General features: G+C 40.3%; 14 protein-coding genes and 3 riboswitches. Of the genes, 5 read left to right on the top strand and 9 right to left on the bottom strand.

What is annotated here, in order from left to right; all coding sequences use genetic code 11:
* Window positions 1-241 precede the first annotated feature (241 nt).
* From IR083_RS16255 to IR083_RS16230, 6 genes are all read right to left on the bottom strand, one after another.
* A complete protein-coding gene (locus tag IR083_RS16255) occupies window positions 242-895 on the bottom strand; it encodes a WbqC family protein (RefSeq protein ID WP_006798961.1) in 654 nt (217 codons plus the stop codon).
* A 7-nt stretch (window positions 896-902) separates the two neighbouring features.
* Window positions 903-1,862, bottom strand: a complete 960-nt coding sequence (gene lepB, locus IR083_RS16250) for a signal peptidase I (protein WP_242052455.1) — start codon at window positions 1,860-1,862, stop codon at window positions 903-905.
* 138 nt (window positions 1,863-2,000) lie between these two features.
* Window positions 2,001-3,518 carry a signal peptidase I gene (lepB, locus tag IR083_RS16245; RefSeq protein WP_194225120.1) on the bottom strand — a complete coding sequence of 506 codons (1,518 nt, stop codon included), beginning with the start codon at window positions 3,516-3,518 and terminating at the stop codon, window positions 2,001-2,003.
* Window positions 3,519-3,550: 32 nt separating this feature from the next.
* On the bottom strand, window positions 3,551-4,267 hold the full coding sequence (dapB, locus tag IR083_RS16240) for a 4-hydroxy-tetrahydrodipicolinate reductase (protein ID WP_194225119.1): 717 nt from the start codon (window positions 4,265-4,267) through the stop codon (window positions 3,551-3,553).
* A gap of 302 nt (window positions 4,268-4,569) precedes the next feature.
* On the bottom strand, window positions 4,570-5,073 hold the full coding sequence (locus IR083_RS16235) for a threonine/serine exporter family protein (RefSeq protein WP_194225118.1): 504 nt from the start codon (window positions 5,071-5,073) through the stop codon (window positions 4,570-4,572).
* A gap of 2 nt (window positions 5,074-5,075) precedes the next feature.
* Complete coding sequence (locus IR083_RS16230) at window positions 5,076-5,870, bottom strand: threonine/serine exporter ThrE family protein (protein WP_194225117.1); 795 nt, start codon at window positions 5,868-5,870, stop codon at window positions 5,076-5,078.
* A gap of 176 nt (window positions 5,871-6,046) precedes the next feature.
* Window positions 6,047-6,298, bottom strand: a riboswitch (cobalamin riboswitch).
* 238 nt (window positions 6,299-6,536) lie between these two features.
* Window positions 6,537-6,733: riboswitch (cobalamin riboswitch) on the top strand.
* Between the two features lie 173 nt (window positions 6,734-6,906).
* On the opposite strand from IR083_RS16230, the gene IR083_RS16225 reads away from it, so the two are divergent.
* The 5 genes from IR083_RS16225 to IR083_RS16205 all read left to right on the top strand — a co-directional run bounded on the left by IR083_RS16225 (window position 6,907) and on the right by IR083_RS16205 (window position 13,998).
* Window positions 6,907-9,114 carry an anaerobic ribonucleoside triphosphate reductase gene (locus IR083_RS16225; RefSeq protein WP_194225116.1) on the top strand — a complete coding sequence of 736 codons (2,208 nt, stop codon included), beginning with the start codon at window positions 6,907-6,909 and terminating at the stop codon, window positions 9,112-9,114.
* Window positions 9,107-9,670, top strand: coding sequence for an anaerobic ribonucleoside-triphosphate reductase activating protein (gene nrdG, locus IR083_RS16220; RefSeq protein WP_194225115.1), 564 nt, complete (start codon window positions 9,107-9,109; stop codon window positions 9,668-9,670). Before IR083_RS16225 ends, nrdG begins: the two co-directional genes overlap by 8 nt.
* Window positions 9,671-9,681: 11 nt before the next feature.
* A riboswitch (cobalamin riboswitch) is annotated at window positions 9,682-9,972 on the top strand.
* A gap of 202 nt (window positions 9,973-10,174) precedes the next feature.
* Window positions 10,175-12,406: a formate C-acetyltransferase gene (gene pflB / locus IR083_RS16215; RefSeq protein WP_194225114.1), complete on the top strand. Its 2,232-nt coding sequence runs from the start codon at window positions 10,175-10,177 to the stop codon at window positions 12,404-12,406.
* A 58-nt stretch (window positions 12,407-12,464) separates the two neighbouring features.
* Window positions 12,465-13,181: a pyruvate formate-lyase-activating protein gene (gene pflA / locus IR083_RS16210; RefSeq protein ID WP_194225113.1), complete on the top strand. Its 717-nt coding sequence runs from the start codon at window positions 12,465-12,467 to the stop codon at window positions 13,179-13,181.
* Between the two features lie 28 nt (window positions 13,182-13,209).
* Entirely contained in the window at window positions 13,210-13,998 is a 789-nt protein-coding gene (locus tag IR083_RS16205; protein WP_006798951.1) for a formate/nitrite transporter family protein, read from the top strand.
* Window positions 13,999-14,074: 76 nt separating this feature from the next.
* Here IR083_RS16205 and IR083_RS16200 read toward each other — a convergent pair whose 3' ends face one another.
* The 3 genes from IR083_RS16200 to IR083_RS16190 form a co-directional block, all read right to left on the bottom strand.
* Window positions 14,075-15,418, bottom strand: coding sequence for a DEAD/DEAH box helicase (locus IR083_RS16200; protein ID WP_410492888.1), 1,344 nt, complete (start codon window positions 15,416-15,418; stop codon window positions 14,075-14,077).
* A 136-nt stretch (window positions 15,419-15,554) separates the two neighbouring features.
* The gene (locus IR083_RS16195; protein WP_194225111.1) at window positions 15,555-17,591 is read right to left on the bottom strand and encodes a hypothetical protein; all 2,037 of its coding nucleotides are present in this window, start codon (window positions 17,589-17,591) and stop codon (window positions 15,555-15,557) included.
* Between the two features lie 424 nt (window positions 17,592-18,015).
* Entirely contained in the window at window positions 18,016-22,005 is a 3,990-nt protein-coding gene (locus tag IR083_RS16190) for a two-component regulator propeller domain-containing protein (RefSeq protein WP_194225110.1), read from the bottom strand.
* Window positions 22,006-22,754 lie beyond the last annotated feature (749 nt).

The raw sequence follows: 22,754 nt of genomic DNA, 5'->3' as shown, positions 1-22,754 counted from the left end.
TTACATTCTCTTTGTAGGGGCGAATAAACATTCGCCCGATATTGATTGCGGGCGAATGTTTATTCGCCCCTACAGTTTTCTCAAAAGGTAACAAAGGTTACACCTTTTTCAATTAACTTGTATCTCGTATAATTTTCCGTTCTTCACTTAATTCTTACTACTTATCCCAATACTTCAAAGAACTGTCAGCTAACGGCTACAAGCTATTAGCTATATTCATAGATAAAGTTTTCCCCAAAACTCATAATTTTTTCCTAACTGAATTCGCAAGTATTATCTGGCTTTCATTTCCCATATTGAACAATAAATCAATAATGCTCATATTAGCTACAAATCCGAATTTTTGCTCAAAGACCTGATAATACGGTACAGGTGAGAAATCGGCATCCAACAGTTTCCAATCTTTTTTTGGATGGATCAGTTCTCTGAAATCAGACTCCGTATCCGTAAATTCGGTCTTATAAACCGCCGTATGCTGTATTTGGGGCAGATTTATATCCAACAAATGGAGAATCAGATTATTTAATTCTTCATTATAATCGAGCAGAAAAGAGAACTTTTTATGATAGAATGGATAGAAATCGTCCTGATAATATTCAAAAAAAGGTGTCGAATTATAAGCCGATACAATAGCATTCCAGTGCATATGCTGCCAGTTACCATGCTGGGCAATCCTGATATCTTTCATCAAAGTCTTATCTTTTGATGAATGTTCGACGGGAATAGACAGGGATATTCCACCATTTGCCGAAACAATGGTGCAACGGTTACGATATGTTTGCTTTATATAATTGTCGTTTTGTTCGATAAGAACACGGCCGGCAAGAAGAAACTTGGTATAATACTGAACCGGAGCGAGGTATGCAGAAGAAAGGTATATGCTATTTGATTTCATCGGTCACTTATTTTATAGAAGAGAAACAACGTTCCTTTCTTGTGCCGTTTTCATCCGAACTATACCAAATCAAACTGGCCTTACCTACAATACTACTGAACGGAATGAATCCGATAGACCTTGAATCTGTGGAATGAATGCTGTTATCGGACAACATCCAATAATAACTGTCTTCAAAAGTATATTCCATTTGTTTTATACCATCTATCAACAGTTCTCCTTTCTCTATTCTTACATCTTTTCCTTTCTGCTCCTGCAAAATCATCTGCTTATACATAATAAGGTTATTTTCATCCATATCTATTATTTTCCCTTTAAAGGGAATAAGGAACATATGGCTTATTAGCGTATCTTTTTTGCAGGGAACAAGCGTAAGCGAATCCGATAAACTTTCATTCAGCACAAATGCATCATACTTACTCAAGTGCGTGATTACACTATCACCCTGCGCCGTGCCTACGGGTATAAATATCTGCAACTCCTTAGCTATATCTTCCAGTTCTTTTTTAGCTAGTGCCTTAAAACTGTATTCTTCCATTGTATTCGGGCAGCCCGAATACGGCTTTCCATTGATAATAAACAAGCCATTCTCTACTTGCAGAGAATCTCCGGGCAGAGCGACGCAACGGCTAAGTAAAAAACTCCGCTTATCCAGCGGTTTATCTGTCTCCAGCGGATTATTGAAAAGCACTATATCATCCCTGTCCACACTGCGTGCAAAAAACCTTTTATACGGCGCTTGCAAAGCCGCAGAGTAAGACTTAATCCCGAATATTTTGTCGAAAGTGAACGGGATGCTCAATAAAGTTACCGGCATACGGATACCATAGGCCGTTTTATTTATCAGTATCTTATCACCCTTCAGCAGTGTCATTTCCATTTGTGCGGAAGATACAGAGAATGATTCAAGGAAGAATGTACGCACCAATAAAACAATGAGCAAAGTAACAAGAATTACTTTGCCCAAATAAACGTATATATTTTTCTTTTTTGAAGACATTGAATTAGTTACAGGTTACTTCGCCCTACGGGCTGTTACAAGTTACAAGTCAACAATATTTATCTTTACCCTCCCTGTAAGTCCCCCTGAAGGGATTTAGGGGGACTATTTCGTCTTATTCCCCGATGTAAATAATCTGTTCCAGCGAATCTTACCACTAAACCATCCTTTATCTTTATCCAGAGACAACCATATAAATAATGGTTTACCCACCACATGGTCTTCGGGAACAAATCCCCAGGCACGAGAATCGGCTGAATTGTCACGGTTATCACCCATCATAAAGTAATAGTCGTATTTGAATGTATAAGAATCGGCTTCCTGCCCGTTGATATACACTTTGCCGTCACGGTAGTCAAAATCATTATGTTCATAATTTTTGATGCAACGGATATAAGCCGCGACTTTGTAATCCACATCTGTATCAAATTTTATAGTTTCGCCGCGCTTAGGAATCCACAGTTTAGGAAAGTCTCCCGAATAGCAATCCTGAGTCCATGTAAGAGGATATACATAGTCGCCATTATTAGTATCACGCTTAATCCCCGCTTTTTTCTTAAACTCATTCATTGGGAATACAGCCAGCACAAAGGGTTTTTCCTTTATTTTGCTTACCATTGCTTTTGTCAGTGGGATCTGATACGCAAGCCCGAAACCTCCATTATTGTACTTAAATCCGAGACTGGCCAGTCTCAGGCTGTCTGCACCGTCTATCCCCATGGGATTAAAAGAATATACCATTTTTTGCCCCATACTGTTGGTATACAAATAGTCATCCTCGCTGGCGCCCAATTCTTCAAATATCTTTGGAGCTATCTCAGTACCGTCTGTCTGGATAAAATACAATAGCTGCATATTTTCCGGACTGACAATCGGTTTATCATTTATGTAAACAATATCATTTATAAGTTCTATAGTTTCTCCGGGCAATCCGACACACCGTTTTACATAATTTTCCCGTCTGTCTACAGGTCTGTATACTATATCTCCATATGTCCTTTTATCGCTCCATACTGCATCACGTCCAACCTTTTTAGCTATTGCATAATAATCTGCATTCTGATAATTAAGTGCTACCGTATCTCCGGACGGATAGTTGAACACGACTATATCATTGCGCTCTATGTGCCCTGTACCTGCAAACCGTTTATATTCCAATTGCGGTTTTTCCAGATAGGACTTAAATCCGCCAACAGGAAATGTATGCTGCATCAATGGAAGTGAAAATGGAGTCATCGGAGAACGCGCCCCGTAACTAACTTTACTTACACAAAGGAAGTCTCCGACTAAGAGCGATTTTTCAAGAGACGAAGTCGGTATCTGGTAATTCTGGAAAAAGAATGTATTAATGATCCATACACCTACCAATGCGAAAACAATAGCATCTACCCAGTCGAGCACTTTTCTCACATGCGGATTCTTGGCATTGCGCCATGCTCCCCACGGGATAAATTTCGTAATATAGATATCTATAAAAACGGGGATAAGAATCAATACTCCCCAATAGCCTGTCCAGATAACAAATAAAACACATAATACGCAGGCAAGGATGGCATATATCCATTGCCTTATACCGGGTTTCCGTTTTTGTTGTGCGCTATCTTTTCTCGTGTTATTTTCCATATTCTAAGTAAAAGCAGGTTTACAACCTTATTTTAAAATTTAAGCATATCATTCATTCCCAAAAAGCCTTTTTTACCTTTGGTAAATTCGGCGGCAACGACTGCACCCAAAGCAAATCCTTTCCGGCTTTTCGCATCGTGCTTGATGCTGATAATATCGGCCTCCGACTCATATATTATTTCGTGTATCCCGGGAACTTCGCCTTCACGAATACAATGAATAGCCAGATCTGATTGTTTTTCTTCAACTTCAAGATTCCACCGTTCTTTGCGGCTGATATTTTCAATGACACCTTCTGCAAGCGTTATAGCTGTTCCGCTCGGGGCATCCAGTTTATGAATATGATGTATCTCCTCCATCTTCACATCATAATCCGGATAATTATTCATTATCCGCGCCAGATACTTATTCAATACAAAGAATATATTTACTCCCAGACTATAATTCGATGCGTAAAAGAAAGTCTGTCCGCCTTCCGAACACGCTTTTTTCACTTCATCCATATGCTCGAGCCATCCGGTTGTACCTGCAACCACAGGGACTTGTGCGGCAAAGCATTTCCTATAATTATCTATTGCACTGTCAGGCGTAGAAAATTCAATTGCCACATCAGCACTCTTAAACGCTGGCGAACCGAAATCGTCCGGATTATTTATATCTATGATAGATACAATACTGTGACCTCTCGAAATAGCTATCTTTTCTATTTCATGTCCCATTTTACCATATCCGATGAGAGCTATATTCATATTTGAGTATTTGTTAAATTAATCGATAAAGCCTACAAATATACATAAAAACTTATTTCCATAGGATTTCCCTTTTAATTAATCCTTGATTATAAGCTTTTTTAAGGCCAGAGGCTTACGTGTTTGCCATCTAAGTAAATCGGTCAGAACAAGTTGCAATCCGGCATCCATCTTTAATTTCTAGTTTTCACTTAGTTAAGCCTCTTAACCTAGATACAAACAGTTAGTCGCCCCGATTCCCGATTTCTTACATCGATTAGTTATTGTTAACACTACGAAGCACTCGCTGCATCCTCTGGAAATCAGAAAATCTTTATCCCCAGATCTTTGATTTTCTTTATCTCCTTCACACTCTTCTTCCGAAAAACCAGAGCTGCAATACAAATACCAATAGCCAGACAAAACAATAGCGAAGAGGTAAGAATAAAGTTATATACTGTATTCTGCAACAAGGATGATCCTTCGATATCACTCCCCTCTTCGTATATCCTGATGCAACCAAGCATCGTACGATAGGCATACAACCCGGGAATCATCGTTATACAGGCCGGAAGCGTAAATACAACAGGCGGTGTATGTATGCGATGAGCACAATATATACCGGCAAGCCCGATGAATACAGTTCCGCAAAGTGTAGATGCAACTAAACCATAATCCGATTGCAACAGCGCAAAACGGATACAATGCCCTACTCCTCCCAACAATCCTGCAATAAGCAAAGCTTTTCGGGGAGTCTCGAAAAGAAGGGCAAAACCTATTGCCACAAAAAAGCTCAGAAAAGCATCTCTTACTATATCGACTATCATCTCTAAAAATTATTAATACCTATCAATGACATACTCATAAACATGCCGATCGCTATACATAGCAAAATAAAGCCGCCGAATGCTCCACGCGCAATACCTGTGGGTATATACCCCTCCAGCAAATCTATAATACAATTAATCAACGGGACACCCGGTATCAGAAACAACACGGCTGTTGCTACCGATATATCGGGCGATAAACCACAACCGAACAATACATTCATGCCGGAGATCGTTGTAGTCATAAAAGCAGAACTTACAACGGCAACCATCAGATTAAAACCCTTCTTTACCATTTCCTGGCGCACCGTAAGCCCTATAAGTGACGCAACAAAGGCAAAAGCCCCATCCACCCAGTCGCCTCCGGCAAGCAAACACAAACAACCGCATGCTACCCCTATAAAAACACGTATCAGCCATACAGGATGTTTCGGTGCCACTTTTATCTCATTCAGGCAATTTTCGAGCTCATCCAACGATATTTTATTCTCGAAAAGATCCCATGTCAGCAAACTGGTATTGGTCAACACACCGAAATGTGCCCCGTGATGCCTCATCCGCCTGTTTCCGGTTACTGTATTTTCGGGATTTTCACGATCTGTAACCGTTACTGATACAGCAGTAAAGGTGAGAAGCATCTCCACTTTATAACAAGTCGTTTCGGCAATACGCTGCACATTCCGGTTTATACGTTCACAGTGAGCTCCCGATTCCAGAAGAATTGTACTTACCTCCAAAATCAGATCGGCAAATTTTGTTGCGGACATGCCTTTGTCCTTTGGCCAAACATTTTCCATTTTGTTCGCTTTATAAAATTAATCTGCGGGAGAATAAATAATTCCGTCGATACCTTAAATAGAGATTTCTGTTATGCATACATAACTAAAACAATGCAACTTTGACTGTTACACAAAACCGGCTCTATCCGAACATGAATTTTCACTTCTCCGACTTGCCTCTAATCCTCGAAAGACAAAATCATACTATTACTGGCAGGTCTTCTGACTTACTCTTGCTCCGTGCAGCCTTCCCGATAGACAGTTGTCTGTCGACCAGTGGCATTGGGTATCGCCCGGAACAACATCAATGAATGTTAACTGATGACTGTTAACTGTTCACTGAAAAGAGTTTACAGCAGCGGGTCTGTTCAGGACTTGCACCTGATTCCCTTTTCATTACTTATCCGAAGATGCGGACTTGTAACACCAATAATTGGATACAAAGTTGGAATAAAAAATTGAAATAATAATATATTAAGAAAGTATTTTTTCTGTAACTATCGGTAAATCATCCGGAATAAAGATAAATTAATATTATAAATTAAACTATTTAGAAAACTTTTCAACAATATTAAAAATTTATTTATCTGATAATATGAAACTTAAAATTTATTTTGGAAAACTTCAGCATTATTTTAAGATAAATAAATCTCATTTTTGAAAACCATATAAAAAAAATAATCTACCTTTGTTGTCATATACGGTTCTGAAATAAAATCGGATGAAAAGGGAATCAGGTGTAAGTCCTGAACTATCCCCGTAGCTGTAAATTTCAAGAAAAAGTTAGGCTCTCACGCCACTGATCAACAGACAACTGAATATTGGGAAGGCGCCTAGCAGAGAAATGAGTCAGAAGACCTGCCGTGTATACATTCGTAGCTTTCGGGAGAAAAGCGATAGAATAGAATATGCGGTGACTTTACATCATTAATCTCTCTTCGCCTATTTTGGTCTCTATCCCCGTCAGTTACATTGAAACAATGTATCATTAATTAACAATTGACGACGCGAAAGCGTGTCGAATACTTTCTTTTACTTATAACATAATACAACCATGATCCAGACAGTCGTAAAAAGAGACGGGCGCATCGTCGGCTTCAATGAAGAAAAGATAATGGCAGCCATTCGCAAAGCCATGTTACACACCGAACAAGGAGAAGACTCTTCCCTGATAAGACGCATCACGGATTTTATCTCTTGCCAAGGCAACGAGCAAATGACCGTAGAGCAAATTCAGGACATGGTAGAAGTGGAACTGATGAAAAGTCCACGCAAGGAAGCGGCCAAGAAATATATCGCTTACCGCGACCAACGCAATATTGCCCGAAAAGCCAAGACCCGGGACATGTTTCTCGAAATCATAGAGACCAAATCGAATGATATCACACGCGAAAATGCCAATATGAATGCCGATACCCCGGCAGGAATGATGATGAAATTTGCAAGTGAAACAACCAAGCCTTTTGTCGACGACTACTTGCTGCTACCGGAGGTAAAAGAAGCTGTCCGCCGAAATTATTTACATATTCATGACAAGGATTATTATCCGACCAAAAGCCTCACCTGCGTACAACACCCGCTAGATAAGATACTTCAGCATGGATTCAATGCCGGACATGGCGAATCACGCCCGGCTAAACGTATTGAAACTGCAAGCATGCTCGGCTGTATATCTATGGAAACAGCCCAGAATGAAATGCATGGCGGCCAATCCATCCCTGCGTTCGATTTCTACCTGGCACCTTTTGTCAGACGCAGCTTTATTGAAGAGATAAAAGTGCTGGAACAGATAAATGGTCTTGACTATAAACATCTTTATGAGATTTCGATAGAAGATTATCTATCAAAAGACCTGACCGGGTTGCAGAATGACGAAAGAATTATCCAACATGCCATAAACCGCACAGTGAGCCGCGTACATCAGTCGATGGAAGCCTTCATCCATAACATGAACACCATACACTCCCGGGGAGGCAATCAGGTGGTATTCAGTTCTATTAATTATGGAACGGATACTTCTGCCGAAGGAAGATGCATCATGCGGGAACTGTTAATAAGCACAGATGAAGGCGTGGGCAACGGAGTAACAGCCATTTTCCCCATACAGATATGGAAAAAGAAGCGGGGAGTAAGCTATTTACCAACAGACCGGAATTACGATTTATACCAACTGGCATGCAAGGTGAGCGCACATCGTTTCTTCCCTAACTTCCTGAATCTGGACGCGACATTCAACCAGCATGAAGAATGGAAGGAGAGCGATCCCCGCCGTTTTGAGTACGAGGTGGCAACAATGGGTTGCCGTACCCGCGTATTTGAAAACCGTTTTGGAAAGAAAACATCGGTAGGCAGAGGCAACCTTTCTTTCTCTACACTTAATCTGGTGCGCATTGCTTTGGAATGCAGAAACATAGAAAACGAGAAGGAAAGGATCGACTGCTTTTACAGGAAACTGGATCAGATGCTCGATCTGGCCGCTCTCCAATTGCATCGCCGCTTCGAGTTCCAAAAGACAGCCGCTCCCAAACAGTTTCCTTTGTTAATGTCGGTGCTATGGGAAGGTTGCGAGCAGCTGGCAGGCGAGGATACAATAGAGAAAGTTATCAATCAGGGTACACTCGGCATAGGTTTCATCGGGCTTGCCGAGGCTTTGGTCGCCCTTATAGGCAAGCACCATGGAGAAGATGAAAATGCGCAGAAACTAGGTCTGGAAATGATAACATATATGAGAGACCGGGTAAATGAGTATTCCGATAAATATCAGCACAACTATAGTGTACTGGCGACTCCCGCTGAAGGACTTGCCGGACGGTTTACAAGGCGCGACAAAAAAGATTTCGGACTTATTGAAGGAATTACAGACCGGGAATATTATACAAACTCAAACCATGTACCTGTATATTATTCATGCAGCGCACATCAGAAAGCCAAGATCGAAGCTCCTTATCACGATCTTACACGTGGCGGGCATATATTCTATGTCGAAATGGATGGTGACGCAACTCATAATCCCGAAGCCATTATGACTGTCGTAGATATGATGGACAAATACAATATCGGCTATGCTTCGGTGAACCATAACCGGAACCGTTGCCTGAAATGCGGATACGAAAATGCAGCTACACAAATAAATGAGTGTCCTCGTTGCGGAAGCTTGCAAATAGACCGCCTGCAACGCATAACAGGCTATCTGGTGGGTACTACCGATAGATGGAATAGCGCGAAACTTGCTGAACTTAACGACCGCATCGTCCATGAATAATAATATATCAATACTGGATATCATACACGACACCACCGTAGATGGCCCCGGATTCCGCACGGCCATCTACGCTGCCGGATGCACACACCTTTGCAAAGGATGTCACAATTCCCATTCGTGGAATATCGACAATGGTAAAGGATACTCCATTGATAGCCTACTGGAGGAGGTTAAAGAAGCGGAGTTTGCAAATGTGACTTTTACAGGAGGCGACCCTTTTATGCAAGTAGAAGAATTTACAGAACTGGCCCGACGGATCAAATCTGAAACAGATAAAGATATCTGGTGTTACACCGGGTATATATATGAGCAAATCATAAGGTCAGAAAGGCTATCCCGGATACTTCCCTATATAGATGTACTTGTAGACGGGCGATATGTTGAATCACTGAAAGACGAATCCCTTATCTTCAGAGGCAGCAGCAACCAACGGTTAATCGATGTCGAAAAATCATTAAAAAGTGCAACGGTCGTTATTTGGAATAATCGCCGTATAGAATTATCGCATATACATATGCAAAATAAATTTTCTACTACCAGTCATATAGCTATTTAAGATAAAATAGCTACCTTTGTCACGGTTTTGGTGTCATCCTTTATGTTCTTAAAGGATGGTGAAAAGGGAACCGGGTGAGAATCCCGGGCAGACCCGCTGCTGTAAGCTCTTTTCAGTGAACAGTTAATACTAATCACTGATATTTTTGAACAAAACTTATAGCCACTGATTAACAGCCATCGATCATCAGTTATTTGTTATCATTTTTGTTAACTGTTAACTGCTTACTGTTGACTGAATATTGGGAAGGCAATTCAAAAATGGAGTAAGCCAGAAGACCTGCCAGAATTGATCAATTAAAAAGCTTTCGGGAAATAAGGCTTGAGAACCATAAAAAGATTCTCTCACTACAAGGTGAGGATTTATTATTATTTTTTCTGTTTCCTTAAGTTCCGAGAGCCATGTTTATTCTTTTTTAGAAGAAATTGGGCATGCTTTTTGTGATTTATATATGTGTCCAGTTTTAGATTATTGAAACGCCAAATTGAATTTAAATAATAACAAATGGAAGCATATAAAGATTTTAAAGGAACCAAGTGGAAAGAAAAAATCGAAGTAAATGATTTTATCTTAAAAAATTATACAGAATATACAGGAGATGAATCTTTTCTGGAAGGCGCAACAGAAGCCACTACAAAGCTATGGGATAAGCTAAGCGAAATGTTTAAGGTTGAAAAAGAAAAAGGTGTTTATGACGCTGAAACCCGAATTCCTTCACAGATCGATGCTTATGGCGCAGGCTATATAGACAAGGATCTGGAAAAAATAGTAGGAGTACAGACAGACAAACCTCTCAAAAGAGCCATCTTCCCTAACGGCGGGCTTCGCATGGTACAGCAAAGCCTTGAAGAATACGGCTACAAACTTGATCCGGTTACAACAGAAATATTTTCCAAATATCGTAAAACTCATAACGAAGGTGTATTTTCGGCATATACCGACAGTATCCGCCGTGCCAGAAGCAACGGCTTATTAACAGGCCTGCCCGATGCATACGGACGCGGCCGTATTATCGGTGACTATCGCCGTATTGCACTCTATGGTGTAGACCGGCTGATTGCCGAACGTGAAAAACGTTACAAGGAATGCGATCCTATCGTTATGACAGATGACTTGATCCGTCTTCGCGAGGAATTGAATTCTCAAATTCAGGCACTGAAGGCTTTGAAACGGATGGCTGCTGATTATGGATTTGATATTTCAAATCCCGCAACCAATGCACAGGAAGCTATCCAGTGGACATACTTTGGATATTTGGGTGCCATCAAAGACCAGAATGGCGCAGCAATGAGTCTGGGACGTGTGACCACATTCCTCGATATTTACATCGAACGGGATTTGAAGGAAGGCCTTATCACAGAGAAAGAAGCTCAGGAGATGATCGACCATTTTGTGATGAAACTCCGTATTGTACGCTTCCTGCGTACAAACGAATATAATGAACTATTCTCGGGAGACCCTGTCTGGGTGACCGAATCTATCGGCGGAATGACCAATAACGGGCGCACGATGGTAACCAAAAACAGTTACCGTATGCTACACACCCTCTATAATTTAGGCCCGGCACCGGAGCCGAATCTTACAATCCTGTGGAGCGACCGCTTACCCGAGGCATGGAAAAAATACTGCGCGAAAGTATCTATCGACACATCTTCTCTCCAATACGAAAATGATGACCTTATGCGTCCACAACTGGGAGATGATTATGGTATTGCATGCTGTGTATCGCCAATGCGTATCGGGCACCAGATGCAATTTTTCGGAGCCCGCGCTAATTTACCGAAAGCATTGCTTTATACTATCAATGGAGGCAAAGATGAGAAAACAAAGGCTCAGGTATTGCCTAAGCACTGGGTAGAAAAAATCTCAGGCGAATATCTCGAATTTGATGAAGTATGGGAAAAATTTGACCGTACCCTCGACTGGGTTGCCGAAACTTATGTGAAAGCGCTGAATATTATCCATTATATGCATGATAAGTACTCATATGAGGCTCTCGAAATGGCTCTGCATGATGTAGATATCGTACGTACGCAAGCCTTCGGCGTATCCGGACTTTCTATCATCGCAGACTCGTTTGCCGCAATAAAATACGGAAGAGTGCGTATTGTAAGAGATGCTGACGGAGATGCGGTAGATTACATACAGGAAAAGGACTATGTTCCTTTCGGAAACAATGACGATAATACAGACCAGTTTGCCATAGATATCGTGGAGACATTCATGCAAAAAATCCGTAAGCGCAAAATGTATAAAGACGCGATCCCGACTCAATCGGTATTGACTATCACATCAAATGTCGTGTATGGCAAGAAAACGGGAAACACTCCTGACGGACGCCGCGACGGAACTCCGTTTGCACCGGGCGCTAATCCGATGCACGGACGCGATACCAGAGGGGCAGTAGCATCATTGTCATCGGTAGCCAAACTTCCGTTCGAACATGCAAACGATGGTATATCCTATACATTCGCGATCACTCCAAGTACACTGGGTAAAAACCGGGAGGAAGAGGCTCAGAACCTTGCAGGACTGATGGATGGATATTTCTTGCAAACGGGTCATCACCTGAATGTGAATGTGTTCGACCGTCAACTATTGGTTGATGCGATGGAGCACCCTGAGAAATACCCTCAGTTAACAATACGGGTATCAGGTTACGCGGTTAATTTCACCAAGCTGACTAAAGAACAGCAGCTGGATGTTATTAACAGAACAATCACAACTACTTTTTAAGTCCATATAAATCTAATAAATCAGGCAGTTAGAAATTTTCTGCCTGATTTTCTTCAATATGAAAGGTCATATTCACTCGTTTGAAACATTCGGTACCAAGGACGGGCCGGGCATCCGCTTTGTATTCTTTATGCAGGGTTGCCCTTTGCGTTGCCTGTATTGCCACAATCCTGATACATGGAGGCCAAATGAAGCCAAATATGAGCTGACTCCCCAACAGGCTTTAGATGAAGTAATGAAGGTAAAAGCATTTGTAAAGGGAGGTGTCACCGTTTCGGGTGGGGAGCCGATGATGCAACCGGAATTTGTATTGGAGCTATTCAAACTATGTAAAACCGCAGGGATACATACCGCCATAGATACTTCGGGCTTCCTGTTTAATGACAAGACTAAGGAAGTGCTGTCCTATACCGACCTTGTACTATTAGATATCAAACATATAAATCCGGATAAATATAAAGAATTGACTGCAAGGCCTCTTGAGCCTACCCTCAACTTTATAGAATACCTCGCCGAAGTAAATAAACCGGTCTGGTTAAGGTATGTCCTCGTTCCTCACTTTACAGATAATGAGGACGATTTACATCGGTGGGCACAATATGTAAGCCAGTTCAAGAATGTGGAACGGGTAGATATCCTGCCTTTTCATCAGATGGGAATACATAAATGGGAGCAAATCGGACAAGAATATAAATTAAAGGATATAAACTCTCCATCAAATCAGGAATTGAATAAGGCGGAGGCGATTTTCAAAAGTTATGGACTCAATGTATAACCTCTATTCTTAATTTAAGAGACAAATAATGAAGAACTACAACACTCCGAAAGAAATCACAGTGGAGTTTGCCAATTCAGGTATTTATAAAAGTAATTTACCATTATCTAAATTCAGTCTGATAGCCATACTCGGAGGTGTATTTATCGCTTTCGGCGGATTGCTATCCGTTATGGTCGCAGGAGGAATGCCCGGAGCAGGTGCAGAAAATCCAGGACTAATCAAATTTATTGCCGGAGCGCTCTTCCCCGTTGGACTTATTATAGTATCCATCACCGGAGCAGATTTATTCACCAGTGACTGCACAGCGTTTACACTTCCCTTATTGGAGAGGAGATTAAAGGCTTTTACCTTTGTTAAACTTCTTATCCTTTCTTATCTGTTCAACTTTATAGGTTCCCAGGTAGTTGCCTACCTGCTCTCGTCAGGAATCGGACTATTTGATAAAGACCCCTGGCAACATTACCTGCATCATTACGCAGAAGTGAAAGTAAACCAAGACTTTATGACCGTCTTTATCAAAGGAATCGGTGCTAACTGGCTGGTTTGTCTGGGAATGTGGATGGGATATGCGGCAAAAGATATTATAGGGAAATGTATAGGTATATGGATTCCTGTCATGCTCTTTGTTACCCTGGGCTATGAACACTCCATCGCTAATATGTTCTTTATTCCTGCTGCAATTTATTCGGGTGCGGACATTCTCTGGAGCGATTTTATTCTCCAGAATTTAATTCCTGCTACACTGGGCAACCTTATCGGAGGGGTAGTATTAGTAGGATGTGTTTATTGGTACCTGTACACCAGAGAAAAATGATCTTTAATATATTAAGATAACAGGCCTTTACTTTAAAAAGTAAAGGCCTGCTTGCTATTATTATGATTAACGCTAATCAGTCGATCTTCTTTATAACATTCCTCGCTACCTCTATCTTATATCTCTTTCCTTTCATCTTCTCATCATTAATATTAGACAAAAGTGTTTTCACAGCCGAGGAACGGACTGCAACAAAAGAAATAAAATCCTTAACTTCTATCAGCCCCAGATCTGCTTTATCCAGCTTTCCTTTCTGTAAAAAGAAACCGACAATATCACTTTTATTCAACTTGTTTTTCTTTCCCCCACTCACATAGATTGTTTTGTATTCAGGCCTTCTCGGTAAAGGTTTTCCAGCTTTTAGCTCTAATATATCCGTATTTTCAGGAATGTAGTCCGGAGTTTTATCTTCTTTATACATTATAATATATGCTGTACCGGAAGCATGCATACGAGCTGTACGTCCATTACGATGGACAAATTCACTCTCTTTGGAAGGTAGATGGTAATGAATTACATGTTTCATCTCCGGAATATCCAGTCCTCTGGCGGCTAAGTCAGTTGTGACGAGATAATTCAGACTACCATTTCTAAATTGAATAAGAACTTTTTCCCTATCGTCCTGATCCATCCCTCCGTGATAATATCCGGTCTGTATCCCTTCCTTATTCAATAAATCGCTGATACGTTCGGCTACTTCCCTGTGGTTACAGAATATAAGCGCAGGCTCTGAATCGAGGGAACATATAAGCTGAAACAATGATTCTATCTTGTCTTTTTCCGGCGACAGGACAAGCTTAATAGAAAGAGTATCGTTCTTTTCTTCTTGTGTATAATCAAGAATCGCAGGCGATTCCATCTTTACAAAATCAGGAATTTCCACATCGGATGTCGCAGAAAGCAAGACCCTCTTCTGCAAATTTGGGAATTGGCTGATAATGGCATTCATATCATTCTGAAAACCCAGTTGCAGGGATTTATCGAACTCATCCAATACTAATGTTTTCACAGAACCGGGATTAAAGGATTTCCGCTCCAAATGGTCTTTCAGCCTACCCGGTGTCCCTATAAGTATAGCCGGAGGATTACTCAAATTATTAAGTTCGGTATCAATAGAATGCCCGCCATAACAAACATTCACTTTAAATTTTGTGCCCATCTTTTTCCAGACCTGCTCTATCTGGAGGGCTAATTCACGGGAAGGGACAATAACAAGACATTGCACACTCCTAACATCCTCTTTTAATAACCGGAGAACCGGCATTAAATAAGCAAGTGTTTTCCCTGAGCCCGTAGGGGATAACAGGATTGTATTTTGTTTATTGATAATTGCATCCTGAGCGGCAATTTGCATTTCATTCAGGGCTTCAATTCCCAAATTGGATAATATGCTGTTTGTTTGATCTTTTGTTTTCATTATGCAAAGGTAAGGTATTAACCAATCAATAAAAATTAATGGCATATTTTTCAATACTAAGTATATAGATAAAAAGAAGCAGCCCATCTTGTACGCTTAAGTGGCAAGATGGGCTAAGCTATTTCATTAATATACCTTTCTATTTTCCTTTCAGAAGAAACTCTTCGGCTCTTCCGGGACTCATCAGCTCCCACAATGAAGCTACAACCCATCCCGGAGCAAAGATGTCATTATAGAACCCTTTCCCGTTTTTACCATAATCCCAATTGGTATGCTGCACTACTTCGGGGTAATAACCGACCTTGGCAATACCGCACATATGCCCTTCATATGGAAGCAGTTGCCCCATAGACGAACGTATAACCTTTATAAAGCTTTCGAAACGAGGTTCTTTAAATTCTATTGAGAGCCAGTCTAATACTGAACCGAACTCAAAAATGAATACATCGATATGATTGTTCTCTACAGATACATTACCCCATCCGCGGGTCTTCAATCCGATATCTCCCAGCATTTGACCTTTGGCAAAAGGGACATCCCATATATAGTACCATGACAGCGTGAAATATGCAGCCTTCCGGCATAAACCGGCATAATATTGCCTTTCCTTACCCTCCGAAACAAGTGCTAGATAGTAAGTGGCAGTGGCTGCATACAAGGAAGCCTCCTTATCTTCACAATTGGCATCGAGTGTAGATGAGAAATAATCGGCCTTATCTATCAACTCTGTTTTCAGATATTCGGCTGTCTTTTTCGCACTCTTCAGATAGTTGGCATCACCAAAGTATTTATACGCCATTACCAGCGGAAGGGTTGCCGATGGAGTGCTACCGCCGCTCTTGTCGACAATGCTAAAATCGTCCTTAAATTTACGGGGAAAACTTCCATCTTCATTTTGTAAACGAAGAATCCTGTCTAAAATGGTTTTGATGCGGGCTTCCCATTCCGGATGTTTCCGCCCTTTTTCCTTCTCGTATTGCAGATAGTGAAACATAGCATATATGCCCTCCGACTGCCTGCGTATGCTGAAAACATCTGTTTCCTTTCCTGCATCCTGATCGACATATTCCCTGAAAAAGCCATTCTTAGTAAAACCATGTTCTAAATAGCTCGCAAATACTGAATTGCTATTATTCACCAGATCGGGCCGTCTATTGAGTTCTCCATATTCATAGGCATTGAATGAATTAAGTAATACCCGCCCGATAAATCCGACCTCCGCAATGCCATTCTTCTCACAGGTAGCAACCATAAGATGTGCTCCGGAAGGGAATTTCAGTTCTTTATCACCAACAAAGCTATCGGCAAAATACGAAACTATCGTTTGTTTCATCTTTTCGGGAGTAGAAGAGTATTGAGTATCGAGCGGCTTTGGCTGGTAGGTGTCGTAACTATATTCCCACACCTGCTTCACAAAATCTGAATAATCGGTAGCTTGCCCCATAAACACTTCCCATTCCAAATTGATAGTTTCCCCTTTCTTTATTTCCTGAAAAGCTTCTATAGGCGGAGCTAATGTCAGTTTCCTGATATAGCTTTTAGGAGTTTCCTGAAAAGGATAACCGAACGAAAGATTTGCATTGCTGTTTATTTCTTCAAACCCGGTATAGCCCAGAGAGGTTCTCCCCGAAACAATGACTTCTCCTTCTTTATGGGTAGTCAGAGCATCATACTTGGGAAGATCGATACGTGCTACTGACATATACATGCCGCTCTTTTCATTATAAATACCTGTAAGCGGGGTGCTCAGGCGGTCTTCCCTCACTGTCCAACCAGACGATGTATGGAATGAAGGAGCTTCCTTCGGAGACAGTAAATTGCGGCGGTACCAGAATCCGGGCATCAGAAACTGGCAATCGGAATGTAAATATCCTGTGGATATATTCTGTGAATATTTAAAGTATGTATCTTCATCGGCTGTAATAGAAACTTTGATCCGGATTTTATTATCCGTTTCATTTATTTGTCCCGATATATGTATAGGTAACGATTTGACGGGTTCCATACTATAGTTTCCGTTACCGGTTTCATTCTTCCTTAACTCATAGCTGACAGCAGGGTTACCCGGAACTTTTACGGACAGGCGTGCGTCTAACGTGAAAGGATGATGCGTTGTGGCATAACTTGCACATACAGTCAATAGACTGGTACAGAGAATAAATAATTTTGCTAACATATATCGATTATGAAGTTTGATTCCCCCGATGTCTTTCAAAGGAACTATTAATATTTCTTTTCTTTAAAAACAGGAATCCGGGCAGGTCGTGATGGGGATATGTTTCGCCCGCAGTATAACTTGTATATACAGCCCATAGACCTTTGCGAAAAGTAAATAATCTTGTTGACATAAATATATCAGTATGAAGTTAAATTGCCGGATTCGATTGCCTGCCAGGCCTTTCACGCACTTGCCTTCACAAAAAGCGAGTAAATCCCGTATAGAGTAGCATTATCAGCCGGTTATATTATTTTAATAGTCAGAATTGAAACAGGTATTTTTCAAAATATTTATACAAACAAATTGCCTTACAAAGATGAAAAATAGGGAACAAGCAATGCAACATAATTATTCCAATTGATACAACATTTGTTTCACTCACTCAATCTCTAGGCATCTGCTTCTTACTATTGACAAAATCTTTGGGTAAAATACCAAATTGTTTCTGAAAGCATTTGGCAAAATATGAAGGAGAATTGAATCCGACCAAATAACAGACCTCATTAATACGGCTGTTTCCGGCAAGTAATAATTCGGCCGCTTTTTTCAGGCGTTCGAGACGTAAATATTCATTCGGGTTCATATTCAGGATCCCCTTGATCTTCCTGTAAAAAACGGAGCGGCTCATATGCAGGGTTCCAACCATGTCATCCATATTAAATTCAGGATTATCAATATTGTCAAGTATAATTTCATTCATCTTTTTCAAAAAGTCTTCGTCTGCCTTGGTAAATGCCATGGAGTTGGCCGCCACAAGAGGTGAATTGACAAAAATTTCTTTCAGCTTTATCCGATTATGTATCAGATTAGATGCGCAGGCTCTCAAGTACTCTACCGAGAATGGTTTTTCAATATACATATCAGCACCGGCTTCCAGTCCTTCTATCTTGGACCGGAGATTCGTTTTTGCCGTAAGAAGAATAACGGGTATATGACTATAATCGATATTTGACTTCAATATGCGGCACAATTCAAAACCATCCATATGGGGCATCATAACGTCAGTTATAATCAGATTCACAATGTTAGAATCGAGCACATTTAATGCTTCGTTTCCATCTGTGGCCGTAAATATGGTATATGCCGATAGTTGCTTAACAATAAAAGCAAGCAATTCCGGGTCATCCTCTACAATCAGTATCGCCAATCTGGAAGAAGAATCTTCCGGCTGAACGATAACGGGAAGTGGAAGTGCTTTTTCATCATAAACGGTCATAGGTAATACCAGACAAAAACTGTTGCAATCTGCATAGTCTTCGATATACAGGCTCCCTTGATGAAGTTTTGCTAACGAACGAGATAAGGCCAGCCCGATCCCAGTACCCGGAAGTGGCTTAGAGGTTTCAATATTATTGAGCCTCACAAAAGGCTTAAAAACTTCTTCCCGCATGTCCGGCGAGATGATATTTCCATCATTCTTTATAACCACCCGCAACTCTCTTTTTTCATCATCAACATCCAGTTTTACCTCTATATACGTCTGCGCATATTTCATTGCATTACTGAACAAATTACTGATAATCTTGGTAAATGCTTCCTTATCTATATGAGCAAACAAATCCTTATCCGGCAAGCGGAGTACAAAATTCAAATTCATCTGCTGGGTAGATAGTTTAAATTGCAGATAACAGCCCCGCAAAATATCTGAGATATTACATTCGGTAAAACTAAGCTGAAGTCCTTTACTCTCTATTTTCTGGAAGTCGAGCAGTTGATTTGTCAGATTTAACAGGCGATCTGTATTATGATTCATAATATTCAAATCATCCCTGATCATATCGTCTATATAATCAGTTAAAAGAATATTTTCCAGAGGCCCTTTTATCAGCGTCAGGGGGGTTCGTATTTCATGTGCAACATCGGTAAAAAAACGGATCTTGGCATCGTATATCTCCAATGCTTTCTGTTGTTCAAATTTCTCCATTTCCCTTCGTTCACGCATTGTCGCCCGCTTCCTCATATTATATACAATATAGTAAACAAAGGAGCCAAATATGAGAACATAGAGGACGTATGCCCATGGCGACAAATAAAACGGTGGTAAAATCCTTATAAAAAGGATCTTCTCGTTCTCTATTGAAGGCATTGTCGGGTCAGATATTTTCAACCGAAATACATAATCCCCGTATTTGAGATTAGAATAATTGATCAGCGGGCTTTCTGTCATCAACAGCCAATCCTTATCGAACCCTTCGAGCTTGTACTTTAAAATATTTGTATGAGGAGACAGATAACTCAAGGCAGCTACCCTGAAGCTGAATGAATTTTGTTTCGAGTTGAGAATAAGGCTGTCTGTATAGATAATACTCCGCTGCAAAGGCGATTTCCTCTCCCCTACACTAACTCTTTTGTTATACAATAGAAAATCTGTTATAACAGGAGTCGGCTTATATTTACTTTCGGAAAAATCCTTCGGCTCGAATCTTATAAAACCATCTATACTCCCCATAAAAAGGCTTCCGTCCTCAGACTTAAATCCTGACCTGTAATTGAATTGATTACTCAGAATCCCATCTACCACTGTATAGTTTTTTATAAAATTATCAACCGGATTGAAGCAAATGAGCCCTTTATTAGATGTGATCCAGAAAAGACCTTTGTCGTCTTCTACAATCTGATATATAACATCGTTGGGCAAGCCGTTTCGCTCATCATATCTTATAAAAGTTTCTGTTGACGGATCGAACCGGCAAAAGCCACGGCCTTGTGTGGTGATCCATATCTGGTGACGGCTGTCTTCAAATATACTTGTTACCTTATTATACGGTAAACTCTTCTCATCCGTTTCATTATGCAGGTAGTTTTTCCATTTCTTCTTATTTATATCGTAACAGAAAACCCCATCGGAATAGGTTGCCAACCAGAGATCGCCGTGTCTGTCTTCTTTAATATCATATATGAATTTACCTTTCAGCTCCGGAATTACAAAAAAATCATCAGTCGCCCTGTTATATTTGAGCAGCCCGAATAAAGTGCCCAAATAGATAGTCCCATCAGATGTACGCAGCATGGCAAAAATATTGTCATCGTTCAATGAATTGGAGGTACTTCCTTTATTATAAGATTTTATATGCCCTGTATTTCTGTTTATTACTTTTACTCCTTTCGAGAATGTACCCACCCACAAGTTATCGCCATCGGGCAAAAGGCATTGGACATTGGAAAAGGCTCTGCTGGGTTCAAAAAACGAAATCTTATTTGTCTGTGGATTATAGTTGCTGAGTCCTCCGTCTTCTGTACTGATCCAGATAAGCCCCGATGGGTCTGCGCAAAACTCCCTCACTCTCTTTCCCCGCAGGCCGTTAGAAGTATCCGTAGGATAATATTTGTTGAAATGTGTGTATTGCTTCGGATAATAATTCAGGCCGCCGAAGTATGAACCTATCCAGATACCTTCTTCCCTATCCTTGCACAAACAATAAATAGCATTGTCTGACAAAGAATAGGAATCGTAAAAAGAACTCTCCAGATGCAGGTAATTATTGGTTCGTAAATTATAAATATATATACCCGATTCGGTTCCCAGCCACAACTCATTATCCGAATTTATCATTATATCGCGAATGAAAATCTTCTCGTTGTTATTATCTATCTGCAACAAATCGCGCACCTTCCCGGAAGAAAGGCTCAGTTCCTTAAGGCCTTCTTTTACCGAACCTACATACAAGCAATTATACGCTCCCGGGATAATCTTGAGAATAACGTCGTCGCGAAATACCTTTTCACCATTATCATCTGTAAACTCACGAATGGTTTTCAGATTGTCCTTTGAGTAAAACAGTCCTTCCCCATAGCTTCCCAGCCATAAAACGCCATTTCTGTCTTCCTTAAGGCATTCAATATTAGAGGATATATCATGGCTTTTGAGATCAAAGTTCCTGAGTAAACCCGACTGTACGTCATAACAAAAAATCCCCTGCGATTCGACTGCAATCCAAATGTACGACCCGTTGCCTTCTATCGCCGATATCGTCTTATTAATAACCACTTTATTATCCGCCTGTACCAGGAATTGACTAAATTGCTCTGTATATGGATCATACACATATATACCGGCATCGGTTCCCACCCATATTTTGCCCCTGTTATCTTCATGCAGAACCTTTATATAATTATTACCAATACTGTTTTTGTCGAGAATATCGCGTTTAAATGTGCGAAAAGAAAAGCCATCAAACCGGTTTAATCCATCTTTAGTTCCTACCCATAGAAAACCTGTCCGGTCTTGCAGTATAGCATTCACCGTATTTTGCGAAAGCCCTTCCCGTATTCCGTAATGACTAAAATAATATTGCGTCGATTGAGAAGAAAGACCCGTAATAACAAAGCACAGTGACAAGCAGAGAAAAAACTTCAGAGTATTCAATCTCATAATCCGGTATAGATTATATATTAGCTATTTACATTAATTTCATCCAGACTGAGGCAGATCGGTGAGAAATTTTTCCAATTAGGTGGTCCGGATATTTCTGCGTTTCAAATACAGATTGTTCTAAAAGAGTGATTGGGCCGTTGTCTTTTTCTTTTTTGATTTCTTTCTCTCTTTGCCTTTCATTCAGCCTACAGTATTATGGTATAAAAAATAAGACATGTGTGATAAATAAATTATGTATTTCCACATTATTATTTTCATTTGGTTAACGACATTCACATAAATGACTATATACAAATGTATCGTTATATATTATCCCAAAATGAAAATATCATCCCTTATAATGAAAGTTTCATCCCATACCAACGCCAGTCTATCAACTCTTCAAAATTGAGGGATTGATACATCAATAAACAGGTTAAATTTGATATTACCTTAGATCAACCTTTTATATTTTCACCAGATGCTTTATACAATGAGAGATTATCTTCTTTTATATCTCTCCGGGGACAAGTCTTGAGAAACCGCTTATAAAGTGATAAAAAGCTTATTTCTAGTTTCATTTTTCGGTCTGCCTGTATTACTGGAAATTTGTCAGGACAAAGATATCTATCCGGAGAATAACCATGATATTTCTTTATTAAATTTATAGAACAAATCACAATTTAATATTTCTGGAAAAAGTTTATCTATATAATTCTAACCAATAGCTCTTTGATGTATTGATCAGCAGATTTGCGAATTATCGA

The sequence above is a fragment of the Dysgonomonas sp. GY75 genome, from assembly GCF_015234155.1.
GTDB classification, from domain to species: domain Bacteria; phylum Bacteroidota; class Bacteroidia; order Bacteroidales; family Dysgonomonadaceae; genus Dysgonomonas; species Dysgonomonas gadei.
This window is presented reverse-complemented; position numbering and strand designations above follow the sequence as displayed.

What these genes read in the sequence shown, in the direction of transcription:
- dapB (WP_194225119.1), bottom strand. Translation starts at nt 4,267, where the DNA reads ATGAATATAGCTCTCATCGGATATGGTAAAATGGGACATGAAATAGAA.
- IR083_RS16225 (WP_194225116.1), top strand. Translation starts at nt 6,907, where the DNA reads ATGATCCAGACAGTCGTAAAAAGAGACGGGCGCATCGTCGGCTTCAAT.
- IR083_RS16195 (WP_194225111.1), bottom strand. Translation starts at nt 17,591, where the DNA reads ATGTTAGCAAAATTATTTATTCTCTGTACCAGTCTATTGACTGTATGT.
- IR083_RS16190 (WP_194225110.1), bottom strand. Translation starts at nt 22,005, where the DNA reads ATGAGATTGAATACTCTGAAGTTTTTTCTCTGCTTGTCACTGTGCTTT.
- IR083_RS16235 (WP_194225118.1), bottom strand. Translation starts at nt 5,073, where the DNA reads ATGATAGTCGATATAGTAAGAGATGCTTTTCTGAGCTTTTTTGTGGCA.
- IR083_RS16205 (WP_006798951.1), top strand. Translation starts at nt 13,210, where the DNA reads ATGAAGAACTACAACACTCCGAAAGAAATCACAGTGGAGTTTGCCAAT.
- nrdG (WP_194225115.1), top strand. Translation starts at nt 9,107, where the DNA reads ATGAATAATAATATATCAATACTGGATATCATACACGACACCACCGTA.
- pflB (WP_194225114.1), top strand. Translation starts at nt 10,175, where the DNA reads ATGGAAGCATATAAAGATTTTAAAGGAACCAAGTGGAAAGAAAAAATC.
- pflA (WP_194225113.1), top strand. Translation starts at nt 12,465, where the DNA reads ATGAAAGGTCATATTCACTCGTTTGAAACATTCGGTACCAAGGACGGG.
- lepB (WP_194225120.1), bottom strand. Translation starts at nt 3,518, where the DNA reads ATGGAAAATAACACGAGAAAAGATAGCGCACAACAAAAACGGAAACCC.
- IR083_RS16255 (WP_006798961.1), bottom strand. Translation starts at nt 895, where the DNA reads ATGAAATCAAATAGCATATACCTTTCTTCTGCATACCTCGCTCCGGTT.
- IR083_RS16230 (WP_194225117.1), bottom strand. Translation starts at nt 5,870, where the DNA reads ATGGAAAATGTTTGGCCAAAGGACAAAGGCATGTCCGCAACAAAATTT.